The sequence below is a fragment of the Ralstonia flaminis genome, assembly GCF_958415495.1.
Lineage (GTDB): Bacteria > Pseudomonadota > Gammaproteobacteria > Burkholderiales > Burkholderiaceae > Ralstonia > Ralstonia flaminis.
In genome coordinates this window covers 120095-140260 of sequence record NZ_CATZLL010000008.1, presented here as the reverse complement: position 1 = coordinate 140260, position 20166 = coordinate 120095, and the positions used below count along the sequence as shown (strand labels likewise).

Here is a 20166-nt window from a genome sequence, read left to right as displayed (position 1 = left end):
AAACGTCAAGGGGCGCAGGGTCGTGCGCTACTGCAACAGCCGTCGGTTGTCATTGCTCGCGACATCCGGCGCAAAGATTGGCATGGCATCGACCGTGTTGCTTGCGGTACAGATTTCCGCCGTCGGGTCGAACCGGCCACGATTGCGATTGCTCGCCATCGTGTCCGCCAGGCATGCCTGGCCATCCACACAGCGGTTCAGGATCAAGTCGTAAAGGTTCGGGGCCACGCTGGCATAGCGTTGCACCGGCTCGCTTTCACTGGGCTTGGCCAGCTTCTGGTAGGCGTCCTTCGACAGCGGCGTGCCCGACGCTTTGACCTGCTGGACCCAGCGATCGAAATCCTCGTTGGACAAGCCGTGGAACTTGAATCGCATGTGCGAAAAGCCCGCACCGCTGTAGTTGGATGAAAACCCGTCGTAGATGCCCGGCTGGTTGATGACTGCGTGCAGCTTGGTTTCCATGCCCGGCATGGCATAGACCATGCCCGCAAGCGAAGGCACGAAGAACGCATTCATGACCGAGGTGGCCGTGATCTTGAACGCGATCGGGCGATCCACCGGCGCGGCCAGTTCATTGACGGTGGCGATGCCCTGCTCGGGATAGAGGAACAGCCACTTCCAGTCCAGCGCCACCACTTCCACGATGAGCGGTTTGGCGTCTGCGGCGACCGGGCGATGTTCATCAAGCCGCGTCAGCGGCCGATACGGATCGAGTTGATGGGTACTGACCCAGGTGACGGCGCCAAGCGTGATGATGATCAGCAGTGGCGCGGCCCAGATCGCCAGTTCCAGCACCGTGGAATGGTCCCACTCCGGGTTGTAGGGAGCGTCTTTGGCGCTCTCCCGGTATCGCCATGCAAACAGCAGCGTCAGAAAGATCACCGGCACAATGATCAACAGCATCAGGCACGTGGCGATGATGATCAGGTCCCGCTGTCGCAACGCCATATCGCCAGCCGGCGACAAAAGCACCGCATTGCTACATCCCGCGAGAATCACCAATGAGGCGATTGCGGCACTTCGCAAAAGCGATCTTCCCGCTACTCTGAGGAGTTTCACCGCTGCATCGAAGCGTGGCATGGTCTCGGAAGTGGCGTCTGGTTAACGTCGCGTTGGGTGGCCCCCAACGATCTTTCGATTTGCCGTTGCAGTTTAGGCGCCTATTCTGATGATTGCCGGACTTTGAGTGCTGTACGGCATCCCTCCCGCTCCGATGGAGACTCCACGATGGCCAGTCTGACCCACCAACATCGCGCGTCACCGACTGCACCTCCCGCGCCAGGGCATCATGAAGTGGCCCCCGCCGAGATCGCCACAGGCGTGGTGATCGGACGCGCGTCAGAGTACTTCGACTTCTTCGTCTACGGCATCGCCTCAGTGCTCGTCTTCCCGACGGTCTACTTTCCGTTCACCGGTGAACTGGCCGGGCTGCTGTTCAGCTTCACGATCTTCTCGTTTGCCTTTATCGGGCGCCCGTTCGGCACGGCGCTGTTCATGCGCATCCAGCGCAGATGGGGGCGCAGCATCAAGCTGACGGCATCGCTGTTCCTGCTGGGTACGGCTACGGTGGGCATTGCCTTCCTGCCACCGTACGCGTCGATTGGGCACTCGGCCATCTACCTGCTGGCACTGTTCCGCTTCATGCAGGGCATTGCGTTTGGCGGCTCATGGGATGGCCTGCCGTCACTGCTCGCGCTGAACGCGCCCGAGAACAAACGCGGCTGGTACGCCATGCTGGGGCAACTGGGCGCGCCAACCGGCTTCATCATCGCGGGGGCGCTGTTCCTGTTCCTGTATGCCAGCCTGACATTCCAGGAATTCATCGATTGGGGCTGGCGTTATCCGTTCTACGTGGCCTTTGCCATCAACGTGGTTGCGCTGTTTGCACGGCTGCGGCTGGTGGTGACGCACGAATACACGCAACTGCTCGAAGAAGGCGAGCTGGAGCCGATCAGCACCCTGCAGATGGTGAACGCGCAGGGTTTCAATATCTTCCTCGGGGCCTTCGCAGCGCTGGCCAGCTACGCCCTGTTTCACCTTGTCACGGTATTCCCGCTGTCTTGGGTGGTCCTGCGCAAGACACAGAGCGTGTCCGCCGTGCTGGCCGTGCAGATCGTCGGCGCTGTCATTGCGCTCATCGGCACGCTGATTTCCGGCTTGATTGCAGACCGCATCGGTCGGCGTACCACCTTGGCGGTCATGGCCGTACTGATCGGCGTCTTCAGCCTGGCCACGCCGTGGCTGCTCGACGGCGGCGTCGCGGGGCAAGACACCTTCATCCTGGTGGGCTTTGGTCTGCTGGGGTTGTCGTACGGCCAGGCGGCCGGTGTGGTGACGTCAAACTTCGAGCGCAGGTTCCGCTATACCGGTGCCGCCCTGACCACCGACTTCGGCTGGCTGTTTGGCGCAGCATTTGCGCCGCTGGTGGCGCTGGGGCTGTCGTCGCTGTTCGGGCTCGCAGCAGTCAGCCTGTATCTGCTGTCAGGCGTGGCAGGTACGTTGATTGCCCTGCGGATCAACCAGGCGCTGGGGACACCTGACGCGTGAGTGCTTCTGCAAAAGGAGGCCTCGCTTGGCTGAGCGCCCGCCGCCAAGAGATTGGTACGCAGGATGGATAAAAAAACGCCGCAGACATTTAGCCTGCGGCGTTTTTCATGTCACGACGGCGAAAACAACCCGCCGTCGTCCGACAACCCGATTACATCTGCACAGTGTCGGCCACTTCCTTGAAGTCTTCGATCTGGTCGAAGTTCATGTACTTGTAGATCTTGTCGCCGTTCGCGTTGAGCACGCCCATGTCGGCCATGTACTCTTCCTTGGTCGGAATCTTGCCCAGACGCGAGCAGATCGCCGCCAGTTCCGCCGAGCCCAGATACACGTTCGTGTTCTTGCCCAGGCGGTTCGGGAAGTTACGCGTCGACGTCGACATGACCGTCGCGCCTTCGCGCACCTGTGCCTGGTTACCCATGCACAGCGAGCAGCCCGGCATTTCGGTACGCGCACCAGCCGTGCCGAACACGCCGTAGTGGCCTTCCTCGGTCAGCTGCTTCTGATCCATCTTGGTCGGCGGCGCGACCCACAGCTTGACCGGGATGTCGCGCTTGCCTTCCAGCAGCTTCGACGCGGCACGGAAGTGGCCGATGTTGGTCATGCACGAGCCGATGAACACTTCGTCGATCGTAGCGCCCGCGACATCGGAAAGGGTCTTCACGTCGTCCGGGTCGTTCGGGCAGGCCACGATCGGCTCGTGGATGTCGGCCAGGTCGATCTCGATGACGGCGGCGTATTCGGCGTCGGCATCCGGTTGCAGCAGCTGCGGATCAGCCAGCCACGCTTCCATCGCCTTGATACGGCGCTGCAGGCTGCGCGCGTCTTGGTAGCCCTGCGCGATCATCCACTTGAGCAGCGTGATGTTGCTGTTCAGGTATTCGATGATCGGTTCCTTGTTCAGGTGCACCGTGCAACCGGCGGCCGAACGCTCAGCAGACGCATCCGACAGCTCAAACGCTTGCTCGACCTTCAGATCAGGCAGGCCTTCGATTTCGAGAATGCGGCCGGAGAAGATGTTCTTCTTGCCTTGCTTGGCAACCGTCAGCATGCCCTGCTTGATGGCGTACAGCGGAATCGCGTTGACGAGGTCACGCAGCGTGACGCCCGGCTGCATCTTGCCCTTGAAGCGGACCAGCACCGACTCCGGCATGTCCAGCGGCATTGTGCCGGTTGCGGCCGCGAAGGCGACCAGACCCGAGCCTGCCGGGAAGCTGATGCCGATCGGGAAGCGCGTGTGCGAATCGCCGCCGGTGCCGACGGTGTCGGGCAGCAGCATGCGGTTCAGCCACGAGTGGATCACGCCGTCGCCCGGGCGCAGCGCGATGCCGCCACGGTTGCTGATGAAGTTCGGCAGGGTCTGGTGCGTCTTCACGTCCACCGGCTTCGGATACGCGGCCGTGTGGCAGAACGACTGCATCACGAGATCGGCCGAGAAGCCGAGGCAAGCCAGATCCTTCAGTTCGTCGCGGGTCATCGGGCCCGTGGTGTCCTGCGAGCCGACCGACGTCATCTTCGGTTCGCAGTACGAGCCCGGGCGCACGCCCTGACCTTCCGGCAGACCGCATGCGCGGCCGACCATCTTCTGCGCCAGCGAGAAGCCCTTGCCGCTGTTGGCCGGCTGATGCGGCAGGCGGAACAGCGTCGACGGGGCAAGGCCCAGGGCCTCACGTGCCTTGGCCGTCAGGCCACGGCCAATGATCAGCGGAATACGGCCACCGGCGCGCACTTCGTCGAACAGCACGTCGGACTTGACCTGGAATTCGGCGATGACCTTGCCGTCCTTCAGCGCCTTGCCTTCGTACGGGCGCAGCTCAACCACGTCGCCCATGTTCATCTGCGACACGTCGAGTTCGATCGGCAGCGCACCGGCATCTTCCATCGTGTTGTAGAAGATCGGGGCGATCTTGCCGCCCAGGCACACGCCGCCGAAGCGCTTGTTCGGCACGAACGGGATGTCTTCGCCCGTGAACCACAGCACTGAGTTGGTGGCCGACTTGCGCGAGGAGCCGGTGCCGACCACGTCGCCCACGTACGCAACCAGGTGGCCCTTTTCCTTCAGCGACTCAATGAACTTGACCGGGCCGCGCTTGCCGTCTTCTTCCGGCGTGATGCCGGGGCGTGCGTTCTTCAGCATCGCCAGCGCGTGCATCGGGATGTCCGGGCGGGTGGTGGCGTCCGGGGCCGGCGACAGGTCGTCGGTGTTGGTTTCGCCCGTCACCTTGAAGACGGTGATGGTCAGGCTTTGCGGCACTTCCGGACGGCTCGTGAACCATTCGGCGTCGGCCCAGCTTTGCAGCACGGCACGCGCGTGGGCGTTGCCCTTGTCGGCAAGTTCCTTGACGTCATGGAACTGGTCGAACATCAGCAGGGTTTTCTTCAGTGCGTCGGCAGCCACGGCAGCGACGGCTTCATCGGACAGCAGCTCGATCAGCGGCTGGATGTTGTAGCCGCCCAGCATCGTGCCGAGCAGTTCGGTGGCGCGTTCGCGCGAGATCAGCGGGCAAGCGGTCTCGCCCTTGGCCACGGCGGCCAGGAAACCGGCCTTCACGCGGGCGGCTTCGTCCACGCCGGCGGGAACGCGGTGGGTAATCAGGTCGAGCAGCGTCTGCTCTTCGCCTGCGGGCGGGTTCGTCAGCAGTTCGACCAGTTCGGCGGTCTGCTGGGCCGTCAGCGGCAGGGGAGGAATACCGAGTGCGGCGCGGGCGGCCACGTGAGCGCGAAAGTTTTCAAGCATGGGGAGACCTGCTGGGATTGCGTTTCAGAGGACGGTTGTTCCGGCACTCCGAGTGCTACCCCGGGCGCCGCTTCGGCGCGATTCTAATCGCAACACTCGGCGAGGTCAAATGTCTTATATCTTATATAAGAGTCAGAAGGCAAAATGTCAGCCCACAGGCTGAATCTGAGCCGCCCCGCCCGCTGACCAAACATCGCGTTGATCGCAAGCGCCGGCCTGGATTACCGGAGGTTTGGCAAACGTGAGTCGCCGCAAAGGCTCGCCAGCAGGCGTTCCTTGCGATGGTGAGGCCGATCTATCGGCGGCACATCGACACCTTGGCCAAACGCGAAATCGCGCGACAGAACATTCGCACGTAGAACCGATGTGAACTCAGGCAAATGGGGACCACAACCGGCAAAAGTCCACCGATTCCTGCCGAACGGAGAACTTAATGGCCCGATTGAAAAGGGAATGCTGGTGCGAGGGAGGGGACTCGACCCCCCGCAATTCGGCTTAGGGATGCGGGAAATGGCTGAATGCTGGCAAAAAGCTGGCAAATCGCGGCGCCGAGCCCCCCCTTCCCCATCCATTGGTTGCTGTTGCGGCTCAGCATCACCAACCGGAACGCTTGCCTCCGCTCGGCCGCGCTTCGTAGAAAGCACCGCGTGATAGGCAATTCGTGAAAGCCGCTTTGCTTTTAGGCTCCGGCGAATAGCCGAGACTAGGCACATAAACGCAAACGTAGCGGCCCTGAGACTTGCACGCTACCGATACACAACTGGCTTACCCACAGATCACGAGGGAGCCATTGGCCGACTCCAACCACGACTGACTTGGCATGACTGCCGGTCCAGTGGCTTTGAGCGCCGCACGATTAGCGCGCGCCTCACGTCATATACGGCAGCAATTGCTGCCCAACTGCCGAGGTGCCCCGGCGGTGGCGAAGTTCTGTCCGGTCCTGAACCAATGGGCTGGATTCCAAAGTGACCCGAAAAAATTCTTCCGGTTTTGACCGGCTCCGGCGAATAAGAAATCACGGCCCTGCAGTGGTGTGGCGATGCGTCACCCGGCAATCCGGCAGGCAGCCGTTTCACTTGGAGGAACTCATGTGCCATCACGTCCTATTGCATTTTGGAGTCGACATTAGCCGAACAAGCTAACTCGAACAATCTAACCGGCATTTCCAGCACACCCCTCTACTGAGCGCCCCCCCTCTAAAGAAGGGTGCTCCCATTCATTCAGTTGCCGTATCAATCACCTGCTTCCGTGCATTGCACGGAACCCGATCTGCGATGAAAAAAACGAACAACATGCGTTTCACCTGTCTGGCGTTCTGCGGCGCGCTTGCCGCTTGCGGCGGCGGGAACGACAGCCCAACCAACTCCAATGGCAGCAGTCCCGCCACGCCGCAAACCGCTCAAGGCGTCTTTGTGGATGCACCGGTCGCCGGCCTGCATTACGTATCGGGCAACCTGAGCGGCACGACGGATACCGCTGGCCACTTCAGCTATGTGCCCGGCCAAACCGTAACCTTTTCAGTGGGCGGCGTAACCATCGGTTCGACCACCGGGCAGACCATCGTCACACCTTTGGCGCTCGTGCCCAATGCAACAGACGTGACCAACGACGCCGTGACCAACATCGGCGCGTTCCTGCAGTCGCTCGACTCGGGCGGCAACCCGACCAGCGGCATCCAGATCTCGGCCGCTTCCGTTGCCGCACTGGCCAATACGCAGTTGAACTTTGCGCAAACGCCCGCCGCATTCGCAGTTGACCCGACCGTCGCTTCCGCCATCCAGGCGGCTTCTCCGCAGAAGGCCCTGGTGTCGCCCGCCGTGGCGCAAGCCCATATGCAAAGCCAGAACATGTGCCTGTTTGCCGGCCAGTGGCAATTCAGCCATGCAGACCGCTCCGACGACACCTTTGTGGCGACCGTCAACGAGGTGAATGGCAGCTTTGGCTCCACCATCACGCGCGGCGATGGCACCCAGGCGCATCTGAGTGGCTCGGTACTCTATGTTCCTGCCATGCAGCAATGGGTGTTCACGGCATCGTCCGCGCAGCAAGTCCTGAATTCGACGATCGGGAATATCGACTTCCTCACCGGTTCGTTCAACGGCCCCGATTGGAGTGCGGCATCGGGGACATACACCGAAAACGATCCCACCTCGGCATTCGGTCACCCCTGGACTGCAACTCGTCTGAGCCCAGCTCCGGCCTGCGCTTCCACGGCATCTGTCCCGGTCGTGCCACAAGGCGCGGTTGGTTACTCGGACTATCACTACAACACGCAGAGTATGGCGCCGAGCATCGCCACCATCGTTGAGCACGGTGTGGGTGCAGCCGGAACGCTGAACCTCGGCTCGCAAGCCATCACGGTGACACCGCAACCGGATGGCGGCTTCCTGTGGGGCAGCCCCGTCCAGTACGGCATGAACTTCTCCAGCCTGGCCAGCGATCCCAACCTGCCCGCCGCTTCGATGGTCTGCATGGCGGCCAATGCAGGTGACGGCACTGACGGGCTCAAGTCGACCGACGTTCTGGTCGCGCAGACCGCATCCAAGGTGATGTCCGCTACCGATCTTGCAGGTGTCACCTTCTCGCAATACTGGGAAGATTGCCGCCGCGACGGCGTACCCGCAGCGGCGCCCGCGACGGTGCACTCGAGCATCGTGGTGGACGCCTCCGGCAACGCCACCATCGTCATTGCAGGCCAACCGCCGGTTACGTTGACGGCAGCCAAGTTCTCGGCGTTGCTGTCCGGCGCGCCGGCGTCCGCGGTGGGCTTGCCGGGCAACGCGTGGTTCCAGGCATATCGCTTCATGTCGGCTGGCCGCACGCAGTTTGGCATCGTCGAGCACGGCATTAACTCCAGCAACACAAACCGCGGCTATGTTGGGGCCTGGGTGCAATAGGCCAGCACACACCAAGGCGGCGTGATGCCGCCTTGGTGCAACATCCGAAAGCCCCCGTATCGGGCGCATATCAATCATCGGTGGCAAAACCTGCCGTTTGCAGAAGGACGTTCGATGTACGAAGACAAAGAGCCGATGTACCAATGGCAGGCACCTGTGGCTGCGCCGCACGTTGACCAGGAAGATTTGCGCTTCAACCCGAACGCTGAAGAAATCCACAGCGACGCACCTGGTTTGACGCTGCTCGCACTGCACCGCGATAGCGAGGCGACGCGCTGGCTCCAGCAAGGCCCCGATGGACGCCGCAAGGCAGTCGAAGACGTTCAGGCACGATTCTCCACACCGGTCTTTCGCAATCAGCGCACCATCCGCGTTTTCCTGTCGTCGACGTTTCGCGACATGCAGGTCGAGCGCAACTACCTGGTGACGGCGGTGTTCCCGCGCCTGAAGCGTCTAGCGCAGTCCCACGGGGTACTGCTGCAGGAAATCGATCTGCGCTGGGGCATTACGGCAGAGGAAGCGCATCGAGGCGAAACCGTCGCAATCTGCCTGGATGAGATCGACCGATGCCGCGCCTGTCCGCCATTCTTTATTGGCCTGCTCGGAGAACGCTACGGCTGGATCCCGGATGCACCGGCACTCGATGCGCTCGATCGGGCCATGGCAAGCCGCGCCAATGGCGAAGCGAGCCTGGAAATGCGGGGCCGCGCGCGACGCGACGCGTACAGCGTCACCGAAATGGAGATTCGCTATGGCGTGCTCGACACGCCTGAAATGACCGGCCATGCCTTCTTCTACAACCGCGCGCCCGAACTGACGCACATGTTCGCGCAGCAGGCCGCGGAGCCCAACGCAGCGCAGATCTACTATGAAGCCGACGCTGCATGCGCGGCGCGCCAGGAGGCGCTCAAGCACGCGTTGCGCGAACGCGGCCTGGTACGCATGGACGGCTACCGCTCCGTGCAGGAACTGGGGGACGACATCGAACGCGCAATCACCGCTGCGATCATGCGCGTCGCGCGAAGTGTGGCTGCGGTTCAGCAGCAAACGGCAGCGCCGTTGCCGCTCGGCTGGCAAACGAACCAGACGCTGAACGACATCATGGGTGCCGAGCGCGTCATCTTTGAGAACCGCGACCCACAGGCCGATGCGGTGACGCGAGCATGGGCCGACAGGGAGCAGCCCGGAGCCATCCGGCTGATGCTGGTCGGGCCACCGGGTATCGGCAAGGCCCACGAAGCACTGGGCCTCGCAACGCTGACCCGGTTCTGGGAACTTGGCGCGCCGGTCGTCGCCCTGCACTGCCGCACAGGCACCGCCACCAATGCGGACGGCGCGTTCGGCTTTGTTCGCAGCGCCCTGGCAGCCTTCAGCGCGATTCCGCCCGCGCAACCGCTCGGACGCACCGGCCTGCGCGAGACACTCCTGGCGATCAACCGCCCCGTCGTCCTGCAGATTACCGATATCGACCTGCTGGGTGGCGCTAGCGACTTGGTCGATATGCTCGGGCTGGTGCAGAACCCGAGGCTTGCGATCATCCTGACAACATCCGATGCCACCCTTGGTCAACGTGCGACCGGGGCATTCAATGTCCGAACCTTGGGTGACCTGAGCCGGGAAGAACGCGAGACGTTTGCACGCGAATACCTTGCCCGGTATCGCAAATCGCTCGACACGCAAGCCATGCACAAGCTCGTCAGCATGCCGCTTGCAGGGTCACCGTCCTTCCTGACGCTCGTGCTGGATGAACTGCGGCGCAGCGCCTTGTTTGAGACGCTGGATGCCACGCTGGACGTCTATGCCAGCATGTCGACGTTCGAGCAGGCATTCCTGCACTCGCTGCAAGCATGGCTGGGGCATGTGGGAGCCCAACACCGAGACAGCGACCGTTGGCGCGCCATGCTCGAAGTCCTGTGCTTGGCACGTCAGGGCGTGCCTGACGATTTCTTCACGGCAAATGCAGGACCGGGCCTGAGCACGCTGCAATGGATGACGTGGCAGGGCTTGGCAGAGCCCGCTTTGGTCGACGTCGGCGGCAGTTGGCGGCTGCGCAACGCACACCTGCGCGACATCGTCTTCAAGCATTGCTTTGGCGACAACCCTAACGCACTGGCGCAGGTCGAGACGCGCCGCCGCCTGGCCAACTACATCGGCGCAGTGCCCGCCGAATGGGACGTTTCCGGATTGATCGAACGCACGCAGCAAATGCTCTGGCTCACCCGGCACACCGGTGCGCCCGAAGACGTGCAAGGCCTGTATGAAACGTTGAGCGTTCGCAACAACATCGGTGCGCTGTACGTCTGCGACAGCGGGTTGCTATTCGAGGGTTGGCGCGAACTGGTCAGCAAGGGCATTTCGTTGACGCCGCTCATTGATATGACCATCGAGAGCACGGACCCGACATGGCCCTATCTGCTCGGACGCTTGCTGATTCAGTTTGAATGCTGGGCCGACCTGGAGCGCTTCGCGCGGGGTGTGATTGCCGGACAGCATGTTCCGGAAGCCGCGCATTTTGACTATCAACTGGGTCTCGCACTGGTCAACCAGAGCCGCCCCGCCGAAGCGCTCGAAGTGATCGCTCCACGCATCCATGCATGGGCAGCGGCACCGCAGGCCACCTTGCCACCGACAAGCCTCGGCATCCTCATGGGCTTGATCACCGATGGCGAAATCGACAGCACCCCCTGGGGACCAACGCTCGACGCGGCACTGCAGGCTTTGATCGAGATGGGCCCGGCAAACGACCCAGAGCTGCAATTGGTGCTCATCAGCTGTGCCATGCCGCTGCTATTGGGAACACCACACTTCACACTCATGGAAGCCCTGGCGCGCCGAGCGATGCTGATGAGCTACGACTTGCCGGGTGCAGAAGGCAGCCGTGTGCGGCTGTTGATGGGCTTCCCGCTCATCAACGCCCTGCGTTCGCAATCCAAGTTCGATGAGGCGGTGACTGCTGGCTTTGCGGTACTCGCCACGCAGACATCGCCCTTTCCACAAGAGGCCATACTGCGTGCGCGATGCGCCCGGGCAACAGGACAATCGCTGCTGGGTCTCTCGCGCTGGGACGACGCTGCTGAGTTGCTCGAATACGCGCTGACCCACGAGCCGCAGGACGACGCGGATGTCATCCCGCTGCTGCTCAACACAGCATTCCTGGCCATCTGCATGATCGAACTGAAACAGTGGCCACGTGTGCGGCCTTTGCTCGAAGCGTTCGTTACCTACGGGGGCAGCCTGCCTGAAATGCGCAATGAACTGCAGGGCTGGCTCGTACAGCATCTGCGCAACGCGGGCCAGCTCGAAGAAGTGCGCTGGCTGGAATCCACCAACCGCGCCCCGATTTGATTGCGCGCACTGGCGCAGGAAGACAGCGGATTCCTGCGCCATGTAATGTGTTCCCTTTTGCTTTTATTCCCCATCTCATGACTGCACTGCCGACCCTGCCCGATCGCATCTTTGCCTGGATCTTCCGAACCTTCCGCGACAGGATGGGGGGCCGAGCGCATGCCGGGCCGGACGTCACGCCCCTGTACACGCCGTCGCTGCTGGCGCCGACGATCGATTACGAAGCCGAGTCGATGCGCTATAGCAACCGCTACCGTGCAGCGTTCCTGATCAACTTCTCGCTGGGCTTCGTTGCTGTGGCACTGGCCTTGACGCCATTGAGCGGGTTGGTGCCTGAGCATGAATTGCACGCCTACGGATGGGCGCTGACGCTGTCAGAAGTGCTGTGTATCTCGATCATTCTGCTGATCCACTGGTATGGCCGCGATTCCGAGCGCGATGCATCCCTGCCCAGCCGCCTACTCAAGCGAATTGGCCTGCGCAAGATCAACCAGGGGTGGCGCGGCCGCTGGGCAAGCATGCGGCTGGCCGCCGAACAGGTTCGCTATGCGGATCTCATGCTCGGCTTTCCCGGAAGCAAGCTGCCGGTCAACAACCTTCTAGGTGACACAGGGCAGGAGAACCTGGAGATCGCGCGGCATCTGGCCGAGCTTTCCACCAAGTGTCCGGATGCACCGGAAAACGCCGCCTACAATGCGCGCTACCGCCGTTATTTCACCCAGCTGATTGCCAGCCAGCGTCACTATCACAAAGTCAACGCACATCGCTATCACCGCATCCACCACCGCCTGCACCGCATTGCGGACGCGTGTTTCTATCTGACGGTGATCGCCTGCGTAAGCCATTTCTGGTGGCATCACCCGGTGCTGTCGGTGCTCGCCGCCGGCCTGCCCGCGCTCGCTGCGGCGTGCCACGGTATCCTGGCATCGGGCGAATTCGCCAAGCTTTCGGAACAATCGGAAGAGATGAGCGAATCGCTCAAGGCCCTGGAGCAGCAAATCGACCCGCACGCGCAAGACGCCGGAGACAGGCTGCGCCAGCAGGTCACCACGTTCTACGACCTCGTCATCCGCGAGGCGCTCGGCTGGCACGTCACCCTGCGTGACAAGGACGTACAGGTGGCCTAGGATGCAGCGGCAGGCTCGTTCCCGCTACCGTACGCCTCCATACGCATAGAGATGCCCTTGCTCGTCAACACCGATTTGCGCAATGACCCCGCGGCAGCACCGTTCCGCACGCGCCCGGTTGTGTTGACCGTGCGCTTTGCCAAGAGCGACGGCGTCATCCAGACGCTAGAGGGGCCTGTTCACTACCAAGCGGGCGATGCCTTGATGACTGGCCCCAAAGGAGAGCACTGGCCGATTGCACGCGCACGCTTCGATGCCACCTACATACCGGCCGCAGAAGGGCATGCCCCTGGCACCGACGGTTCGTTTGCCAAACGCGTGCGCGAAGTTCTCGCACGGCGCCATGCGTCAGCTTTCCAGGTCAGCATCGCCAGCGGGCAAACACTCTCGGGCCAGCCCGGCGACTGGCAGGTTCAATACGGCCCGGGTGATCAGGCCATCGTGGCGGCAGACGTGTTCGACACCCTGTACGAGCCCGCTCGCAACTGCTGACTTCCTCCAAAGAAATGCTTCCGGTTTTCACCTTCCGCAACGAATAAGAGATCACCACCACGCCAAGCCGTGCACGAGTGCAGCACCGCAAGGACGCGGGCGGTATCAACCTGAACAGGAGGAAGCCATGAACAATCACGTCCAACATCTGCTCGACTATCTGCACGCCGAAGGCTATCCGGCCGAACTCGATGAAGACGGTGACATCCGCTTCAAGCGCGAAGGCATGACGTATGCACTGTGCTTCGATAACGATGACCCCGACTTCGCCAAGTTGATCCTGCCTAACGTCTGGAGTATCGACTCCGAACCCGAGATGCGGCAGGCGCTGGTAGCACTTGACGAGGTCAACCGCCGCATGAAGTTGGTGAAGGTGCATACCCAGGCTGGCTCGGTATGGTTCACCATCGAGCTGTTGCTCGATGAGCAGATCGCATGGGAGCGCCGCTTGCCTCGCGCTGTGCGGGCCACCGCACGCGCGGTTGCGATGTTTACCGATACCATGCAATGCCCGCACGATGCTGGCCGGGCCGATATCACCCTGAACTGAACAAAAGAACGGTGCACCTTCACGGAGAACCAGGTGTGCGCACTTGACACACGCCGTCATCAACGGGCTGGGCCGGGACGGACACTACGCGGGAACCTCGGGAATGATTCGCGACGACATTGAAAACCAAGAGCTTGCACACTTGCTGCGCAAGTTCGGCGACTCCGGTGCCAATGGCCGTGCCGTAGAACGCGCGCAGCGGGAGTTCTATAACCGCATCTACAAGACCATCGACCTGTGCGCCCTCCAGACGGCAAAGTTCAACCAGGAAATCGCCATGGTCGCAGTCCAGGAAACTTGGCTGCAGATCCTGAATACCGCGCACAAGTACGACCCGAAGCGCGCCTCGGTCAAGACCTGGGTGCAAGGCATCACACGGTACTGCACGCTCACCGAACTGCGTAAGCACTACAAGGAAGTGCGCGTTCGCGATGCCCTGCGCGACGGCGGTACCACCGTCGATATCAGCGACGCCTCGGCCGATGAAGACCGCCCTAGCGACGTGCTCAGCAGCCTGGTGTGTCCGATGCTACCGCTTGATGAAGTGGCCGACGCCGTGTATCAGCAGCAAGTCGTTGCAGCAGCCCAGGCATGCCTGGAAACACTGCCGGCCGGCAACGACCCGAACTACCGGCTGGCGATGGAATTGGCGGTCGACACAGACCTCACCTACGACGGCATGATGGCGGTGCTGCAGGCCCACATGCCCGAGGACAAGTTACTCAACACCGAACGGGTGCGCAGTTGGGTACGCGAGGCAGCCAAACGCATGCGCACGTGCCTGGGCCGCAAGCTTGGCATGGGCAAGGAGACCACCAAATGAACAGCGAAGACCTGGCGCGCTTTGAAGCGCAATCGTTCCTGTTCGCTTGCGGCAAGTTGGACGCCGCAGAGCAGGCCTGGATGACCAACATGATTGCCTCGCATCCAGAATTGGTCGAAACCGCCAATGCGGATCGCATGCTCGTCGAGCACACCCGTTCCGCCGTGCACGCCCGCGCCGCCGCACACACCGAACCGCTTGTACCGTTTGATGCGCTACCCAAGCTGCCGTCTGCCAAGAACCGGCAGCGCGCACTCGCACAGCCCTGGTGGCAACGCGCGCTGGACTGGTGGCAACGGCCTACCGCCGGTGCCTGGGCGTTTGCGTCCATCGTGGCGCTGGCACTGGTGGCCGGCGTACAGACCATGCGCCTGGAGCAGTTGAACACCGACGCGAATGCACCGGTCTTCCGCGGCACAGACGGTGGCTCGGCCACCTCCGGCCCCGTCATCCAAGCCGTGTTTGCCGATGACCTGACGCTGGGTGAGCTGCGCAAGACGCTGGCAGCGCTCAAGCTGGAGATCGTCCGCGGTCCTGACGAGCAGGGCCTGATATGGATGACCGTGCGCGAAGGCGAGGTACAGCAGGCACTGGATCGGCTCAAAGCAACGGGCATCGTGCTCGACGCGCGCATCATCAAACTCCGGCAATGAGAAGACGACGTACACGCACGTCCAACGGCCTGCACGTTGCCGGCATGGCGGTCGCGGCGTGGCTGCTGTGTTCCGGTGCCGCGCTGGCGACAGCCGGCACGCCCGCTCCTGTCACCTCCGCATCCACGCAAGCAGAATCGATCGACTACCACAGCGCGCCCAAGTTTGCGGTGGTGATTGGCAATACGCGCTACCCGGGCCGGTACGCGCTGCACAACGCGGAGAACGATGCACGCCTGGTCGCCGCGCGGCTTAAGCAGGCGGGCTACGCCACCGATCTGCTCATCAACACCGATCGCGGCACGCTGTATCAGGCACTTGGCCGCTTGGCAGAAACCATGAAAGCCGGCGGCGCGGCGGCGTTCTACTACGCCGGCCACGGCATGCAGATCCGTGGGCGCAACTACCTGATTCCCGTCGATGCTCCGCTGGACCGCCCCGACGCCCTGTCGCAAACCGCCCTGCCGGTCGACTACCTGATCAGCCGGCTCAAGGACAGCGGCGCGCATCTGTCGCTGGTGATGCTCGATGCCTGCCGCAATGATCCCGAGGAAAGCGGCTCGGGTGGTGCCTATCGTGGCACAGGCGCACCGGCGGGCTTCGTCGCGCAGAAGCCCGCCAACGGCATGCTGGTGGCCTACGCCACGCAACCCGGCGAGCGCGCGCTGGATGGGCGCGGTGCCAACGGCCCGTTTGCGCTGGCACTGTCGAACTGGCTCACGCGCCCCGGTATGCCCATCGAAGATGTCATGAAGCACGTCATGACCGACGTACGTGCCAGCACGCACGACGAACAACGGCCATGGATCGCCACCTCGCTGATCGGTGACTTTGCGCTCGTGCCAGCCACCAACGCTCAAGCGCGCCTGATGCCCGCGCGCCCAGGGCGCAATGTGGATGGCACGCCTGCGCGCGGCGCGGCACCGTCGTCAGGAGAAACGGCACCCGTTAGCACCGCCGATGGCAAGCCCCTGCTGCAGTGGTTCCAGACCGCCGGCCAGGAAGAGCAGATGGCGATGGCCCAGCAGATCGAGCGCGAAGCCAAGGGGGTCAACCGCGATGACCTGCCCCGCCTGGAGCGCCAGGCACGCGGCGGCAATGTGGTGGCCGCATCGGTACTCGGCACGGCCTACCGCAACGGCTTTGGCGCGGGCACGCATGTCACGCGCAGCAACACCATCGCCATGCGCTGGTTCCGGCTGGCAGCCGCGCAGGATATGCCCTATGCGCTCAACGAACTGGGCGAAATGTACTTCCTCGGGCACGGCACCACGCGCGATGTCGCGCAAGCGCGCCGCTACTATGAGGCAGCAGCGGCGCAGGGCTACATGACCGCGAAGCTCAACCTCTTCCAGTTGCAGGCCGAATCGGGGCAAGTCACGCCCCAATCGTTGATGGAAATGTTCAACGCCGCCACCCGCGCTGCTGCCCGGCCCAGCAACTGACGGCAGCACCCGCCCACCCAACCTGCTGTCACCCGGCCCGCCACCCACCCAAGAGTTGCGCGGGCGGGCGCCCGCTCGCCCGCATACCGGCGCCAAAAATTCTCTTCCGGTTCTACATCGTCGTCGCGAATAGGGGATATCCGCAGCGCAACCGCGCCATGCGCACTGCCTGCGGAAACACACCTTCACGACAACCTCGAACAGGAAGCACACACCATGAAGCAACGCGGAACGATCTTGCGCGACACGCGCACCGGCCCCGGTCTTGTCATCGTTGACGGCCGCCAGCATCCGTTCACCCTTGAGGGAATCTGGCGCTCGGGTGAGGCCCCCGCCGTGAACATGACCGTCGATGCGCAGTTTAATGAGGTCGGCACGCTCATCGCGCTGTTTGCCGTGCCGGAGGCACAGCTCGCCCGCGAAAAAGCCGACGAAGCCATGGTGGCAGTCAAGGCCCGGGGCAGTCAGCTCGTGGCACGAATGGGTATGGGTACGCTGGTCGGAACCGGACTGCTGGCGACGGCCTGGTTTGCGTTGAACACGGTGTCGGTACAACTGACGCCGGGCATGAAGATCGGCATGAGCCTGTGGAAACTGCTGGGTGTGCTCAACACCTCTGGCGATGCCATGGCAGCACTCAGCGGCAACGGCGGCAGTACGGGCATGTACGGCGTGCTGGCCATCGCAGCGCTGGCGGGTCCTGCCGCCTCGTACTTCGTGCGCGATGCCCGCGCGCAGCTCGCAAATTGCCTCCCCCTGCTGTTCCTGCTCGGGATCGGCATGGCTTTCTACGCTGGTATCAGCAGCAGCCTGTCGCAAACGCAAAGCGCGGCGATGGCGTTTGGCGGCAACGCTGCCGCCGACATGGTTGGCGCCATGACACGCGAAGCAATGCGCGCCTTCTCAATTGGTGTGGGCGGTTATCTCGGCTGCGCGGTCAGCCTGTATTTCGCAGCCACAGGCGTACTGAAATTCCTCGCCAAACGCGGCTGAACCTGACCAGACATTTTGCCCATCCCTGCTACCGACACCTGGAATTCATCATGCTGATGACCACCCACTCCGCCCGCCAGATCGCTCACGCCTGCGCACTGCTGTTCGCACTCTCTGGCACCTTGAACCTGGCGGCCTGCGGCGACAAGGCGGCCGATGCCGCCAAAGCAACGGCAGCCGCCCCAACAACACCCAACCTTGCTCAGGCTACGTCGCCGCAAGCCCTGCGCGATACGCAAGCCGCCGCCGCACGCGAGGCCTTGCCGAAAGCCGACGCGTCCACGCCAGACAGCAGCTACGTCACGCTCGATAGCGGCAACCAGCTCATGTATGCCTACCTGGCGCTCACGGGCATGCCACCGGACTATCCGCAAATCGCCAGCAACATCTCTAAAGACTATGCGCGCGCCACGGACGAGTTCCGCAAGCACGACCTGCTGACGGCGCTCACACCCCGGATCGACGCGGACATCGCCGCCGCCAAGTCGCGCCGCTATTTCAAGATGACGGTCCCGAACCCCATCAGCAAATACAACTTCGAACAGAAGGGCTTCCCACTGGACAACTCGCTCTGGGAGGCGGGCGCCTATCGCTACTTCTTCGACAACGGCGAATATAAGCTCGGCTTCAGCAATGGCGATGCATTCCACTATCTGAAGGTCGACGACGAGGCCTCTGCACGCGCCATTGAGGCCCAGCGTGCTCGCTTCGATGCGGTCAAGCTCACGGTGTATGGCTACTACCAGAGCGCCGACACCGCGCAGAAAATCGTCACCGCGCAGATCGTCAAGGTTGCCCTCGCCGACAAGCAAGGCAACGTGCTGGCCGCACAGTAAGACGCTGCCCTGGAGAGACCAGCCCTGCTGCCACAGCGGTATCGGTTTCTCCCGGCCAAGTAAGCGCCAGCCCTTTCCCCACTCCATGACACCCGCAGGTTCGCCGCTATCGTGACTGCCACTCGGAAGACGCCGCTGCGGTTTTTTCAGGATGCCATTCCCAGGCCGTTCAAAGACGACAGCAACGCCGATATCGGCACAGTCTTCATTGCGCTGGTGTATCCGCAGATACTGATCTGGGATGGCCCCGCCCAACTTGTCGTCGACTGTCGGCAAGAAGGCTTCTTCGCAGCGCCCGACCGCTATCCGCTGTTGGCGTTGCTTGAGCAGTTCCCTGACCTGTGTGATGCGATTCTTGCCGCGAGCCCAGGCGTTCAGGCGGCCTATGCACGCTACCTGCAGGATTGAGATCGGTTGCTGCACAGCGCCGAACCCCATAGAAAAACGCCCACGGCACTTGCGATGCCATGGGCGCGCCGGCTTACCGCCGCTGGTGGTGACTCAGTGGGTTAGCCCTTCGGGTGGCAGACCGCCACCGATTGCGCGGCGTCGCGCTCCACCACAAGCAGGCTGGACGACAGCGGCAGGACAATCACCCCGGCGCTGGCGGCCTCGCCGTTCACCACCGAAGCTGCTGCACCGTTGACCGGCACCAGCCCGGTATTGGTATTGATGTTGTTGTAGTACAGGGTTTCTGCCGTCGGCTGCCCGCTGGTGTCTGCAGTCTGCACCGTCGTGCCGTTGAACGTGGCGGTGCCAACCAGCGTGCCATGGTCCATGCATTCCCAGGTACCGTTGGCTTCCGTTCCGGCAAGCACCTGTTGCTTAGCCGCATACACCGCACCGGTACGCAGTACCGGCGGCGTTGCCTGGTTATAACCGAAGCGGTCGATCACCAGAACCGGGCCGCGATCGCCAGCCTGGAAACTCAGCAGGCCGAAATCCGAACCTGCCAGTTGCACGTGTGTCAGGCCGTCCGTGCTGTTCTTCACCAGTTTGAGCGCGAACTGGCCGGGCGAATTGCTGCCCGCCACAGCATCGCACGTGCCCGATGCGTTGATCAGGCCACTGTCGCACAACGTCATGTCGGTGCCGTTGGCTGCAATACGGAACGTGCCGCCCACAAACGACGGCGAGCCACCGTTGCTCGCATTGCGAGTCGCCCCGATGTAGAAATAGTCGCCAGCAAGTTTGGTGGTATCAGACGGCACGGTATAGCCCGAGCCCGCCACACCGGAGGTCCGCGAACCCAGCGTGACGGAGCCTGAAATGGTTCGCGTGCGCGTATCGAGCTTGAGCGTGAAGGCGCCGTTCGCCCCAATGAACGTGACGATATTGCCGCTGGTCGACTGAGTGAACGTGCCCGAGGTGTCCGCCAGGTTGTACTGGGTGGACAGCACCTTGATCGTGAACGTGCCGTTCTGGTTTAGCACCAAGCGCCATGTGTCACCAATGTCGGCAGTCAGATCGAATGCCTGCGCGCTCGCCGTGGTGCCCGGCACGGCTGTGGCACCCGTCTGCGCCACGAGCGCGGCGGATGACTGGCTGACCGCATCCGGGGGGGCCGGCGTAGCGGGCGTGCCGCTGCCCGTGGTGGAGGTGGAGGTGCTGCTGCCCTCTCCTCCGCCACCGCATGCCGTCAGGACAAGCGCTGCGGTGACGGCCAGTGCGCCGGAAAAGGTCAGGAAACGCGTCTTCTTATGCGCCAGGGCTGTTTTCAT

The 20166-nt window shown here is 62.7% G+C and carries 15 protein-coding genes; 12 read left to right on the top strand and 3 right to left on the bottom strand.

Annotated elements, in window-relative coordinates; genetic code table 11:
• Positions 1-27 precede the first annotated feature (27 nt).
• Positions 28-1080, bottom strand: a complete 1053-nt coding sequence (gene cyoA / locus R2N11_RS14235; protein WP_316681480.1) for a ubiquinol oxidase subunit II — start codon at positions 1078-1080, stop codon at positions 28-30.
• A gap of 147 nt (positions 1081-1227) precedes the next feature.
• Between cyoA and R2N11_RS14230 the strand changes: the two genes are divergently transcribed.
• A complete protein-coding gene (locus R2N11_RS14230) occupies positions 1228-2547 on the top strand; it encodes an MFS transporter (protein ID WP_199031262.1) in 1320 nt (439 codons plus the stop codon).
• Positions 2548-2698: 151 nt separating this feature from the next.
• Here R2N11_RS14230 and acnB read toward each other — a convergent pair whose 3' ends face one another.
• Positions 2699-5284 (bottom strand): bifunctional aconitate hydratase 2/2-methylisocitrate dehydratase, encoded by a 2586-nt coding sequence (gene acnB, locus R2N11_RS14225; RefSeq protein ID WP_316681479.1) that lies wholly within the window; start codon positions 5282-5284, stop codon positions 2699-2701.
• A gap of 1292 nt (positions 5285-6576) precedes the next feature.
• Here acnB and R2N11_RS14220 point away from each other — a divergent pair.
• The 11 genes from R2N11_RS14220 (at position 6577) to R2N11_RS14170 (ending at position 18853) form a co-directional block, all read left to right on the top strand.
• Positions 6577-8181 carry a hypothetical protein gene (locus R2N11_RS14220; RefSeq protein WP_316681478.1) on the top strand — a complete coding sequence of 535 codons (1605 nt, stop codon included), beginning with the start codon at positions 6577-6579 and terminating at the stop codon, positions 8179-8181.
• Between the two features lie 114 nt (positions 8182-8295).
• Complete coding sequence (locus tag R2N11_RS14215) at positions 8296-11526, top strand: DUF4062 domain-containing protein (protein WP_316681477.1); 3231 nt, start codon at positions 8296-8298, stop codon at positions 11524-11526.
• Between the two features lie 77 nt (positions 11527-11603).
• Entirely contained in the window at positions 11604-12653 is a 1050-nt protein-coding gene (locus R2N11_RS14210) for a hypothetical protein (protein ID WP_316681476.1), read from the top strand.
• Between the two features lie 57 nt (positions 12654-12710).
• Positions 12711-13145, top strand: coding sequence for a PGDYG domain-containing protein (locus R2N11_RS14205; RefSeq protein WP_430715446.1), 435 nt, complete (start codon positions 12711-12713; stop codon positions 13143-13145).
• Positions 13146-13272: 127 nt separating this feature from the next.
• Positions 13273-13695, top strand: a complete 423-nt coding sequence (locus R2N11_RS14200) for a T3SS (YopN, CesT) and YbjN peptide-binding chaperone 1 (RefSeq protein ID WP_316681474.1) — start codon at positions 13273-13275, stop codon at positions 13693-13695.
• 43 nt (positions 13696-13738) lie between these two features.
• Positions 13739-14518 (top strand): RNA polymerase sigma factor, encoded by a 780-nt coding sequence (locus R2N11_RS14195; protein WP_316681473.1) that lies wholly within the window; start codon positions 13739-13741, stop codon positions 14516-14518.
• Positions 14515-15171: a type 2 periplasmic-binding domain-containing protein gene (locus tag R2N11_RS14190; protein WP_316681472.1), complete on the top strand. Its 657-nt coding sequence runs from the start codon at positions 14515-14517 to the stop codon at positions 15169-15171. The genes R2N11_RS14195 and R2N11_RS14190 overlap by 4 nt, the downstream gene beginning before the upstream one ends.
• The gene (locus tag R2N11_RS14185) at positions 15168-16616 is read left to right on the top strand and encodes a caspase family protein (RefSeq protein WP_316681471.1); all 1449 of its coding nucleotides are present in this window, start codon (positions 15168-15170) and stop codon (positions 16614-16616) included. The genes R2N11_RS14190 and R2N11_RS14185 overlap by 4 nt, the downstream gene beginning before the upstream one ends.
• Before the next feature lie 216 nt (positions 16617-16832).
• Positions 16833-17609 (top strand): hypothetical protein, encoded by a 777-nt coding sequence (locus R2N11_RS14180; RefSeq protein WP_316681470.1) that lies wholly within the window; start codon positions 16833-16835, stop codon positions 17607-17609.
• 50 nt (positions 17610-17659) lie between these two features.
• Positions 17660-18445 (top strand): hypothetical protein, encoded by a 786-nt coding sequence (locus R2N11_RS14175; RefSeq protein WP_316681469.1) that lies wholly within the window; start codon positions 17660-17662, stop codon positions 18443-18445.
• A 111-nt stretch (positions 18446-18556) separates the two neighbouring features.
• The gene (locus tag R2N11_RS14170) at positions 18557-18853 is read left to right on the top strand and encodes a hypothetical protein (protein WP_316681468.1); all 297 of its coding nucleotides are present in this window, start codon (positions 18557-18559) and stop codon (positions 18851-18853) included.
• A gap of 101 nt (positions 18854-18954) precedes the next feature.
• Here the strand turns inward: R2N11_RS14170 and R2N11_RS14165 are convergent, their stop codons facing one another.
• Positions 18955-20166 (bottom strand): hypothetical protein, encoded by a 1212-nt coding sequence (locus R2N11_RS14165; protein ID WP_316681467.1) that lies wholly within the window; start codon positions 20164-20166, stop codon positions 18955-18957.

What these genes read in the sequence shown, in the direction of transcription:
- R2N11_RS14165 (WP_316681467.1), bottom strand. Translation starts at nt 20,166, where the DNA reads ATGAAAACAGCCCTGGCGCATAAGAAGACGCGTTTCCTGACCTTTTCC.
- R2N11_RS14185 (WP_316681471.1), top strand. Translation starts at nt 15,168, where the DNA reads ATGAGAAGACGACGTACACGCACGTCCAACGGCCTGCACGTTGCCGGC.
- R2N11_RS14190 (WP_316681472.1), top strand. Translation starts at nt 14,515, where the DNA reads ATGAACAGCGAAGACCTGGCGCGCTTTGAAGCGCAATCGTTCCTGTTC.
- R2N11_RS14210 (WP_316681476.1), top strand. Translation starts at nt 11,604, where the DNA reads ATGACTGCACTGCCGACCCTGCCCGATCGCATCTTTGCCTGGATCTTC.
- R2N11_RS14175 (WP_316681469.1), top strand. Translation starts at nt 17,660, where the DNA reads ATGCTGATGACCACCCACTCCGCCCGCCAGATCGCTCACGCCTGCGCA.
- R2N11_RS14230 (WP_199031262.1), top strand. Translation starts at nt 1,228, where the DNA reads ATGGCCAGTCTGACCCACCAACATCGCGCGTCACCGACTGCACCTCCC.
- acnB (WP_316681479.1), bottom strand. Translation starts at nt 5,284, where the DNA reads ATGCTTGAAAACTTTCGCGCTCACGTGGCCGCCCGCGCCGCACTCGGT.
- R2N11_RS14180 (WP_316681470.1), top strand. Translation starts at nt 16,833, where the DNA reads ATGAAGCAACGCGGAACGATCTTGCGCGACACGCGCACCGGCCCCGGT.
- R2N11_RS14215 (WP_316681477.1), top strand. Translation starts at nt 8,296, where the DNA reads ATGTACGAAGACAAAGAGCCGATGTACCAATGGCAGGCACCTGTGGCT.
- R2N11_RS14220 (WP_316681478.1), top strand. Translation starts at nt 6,577, where the DNA reads ATGCGTTTCACCTGTCTGGCGTTCTGCGGCGCGCTTGCCGCTTGCGGC.
- R2N11_RS14200 (WP_316681474.1), top strand. Translation starts at nt 13,273, where the DNA reads ATGAACAATCACGTCCAACATCTGCTCGACTATCTGCACGCCGAAGGC.
- cyoA (WP_316681480.1), bottom strand. Translation starts at nt 1,080, where the DNA reads ATGCCACGCTTCGATGCAGCGGTGAAACTCCTCAGAGTAGCGGGAAGA.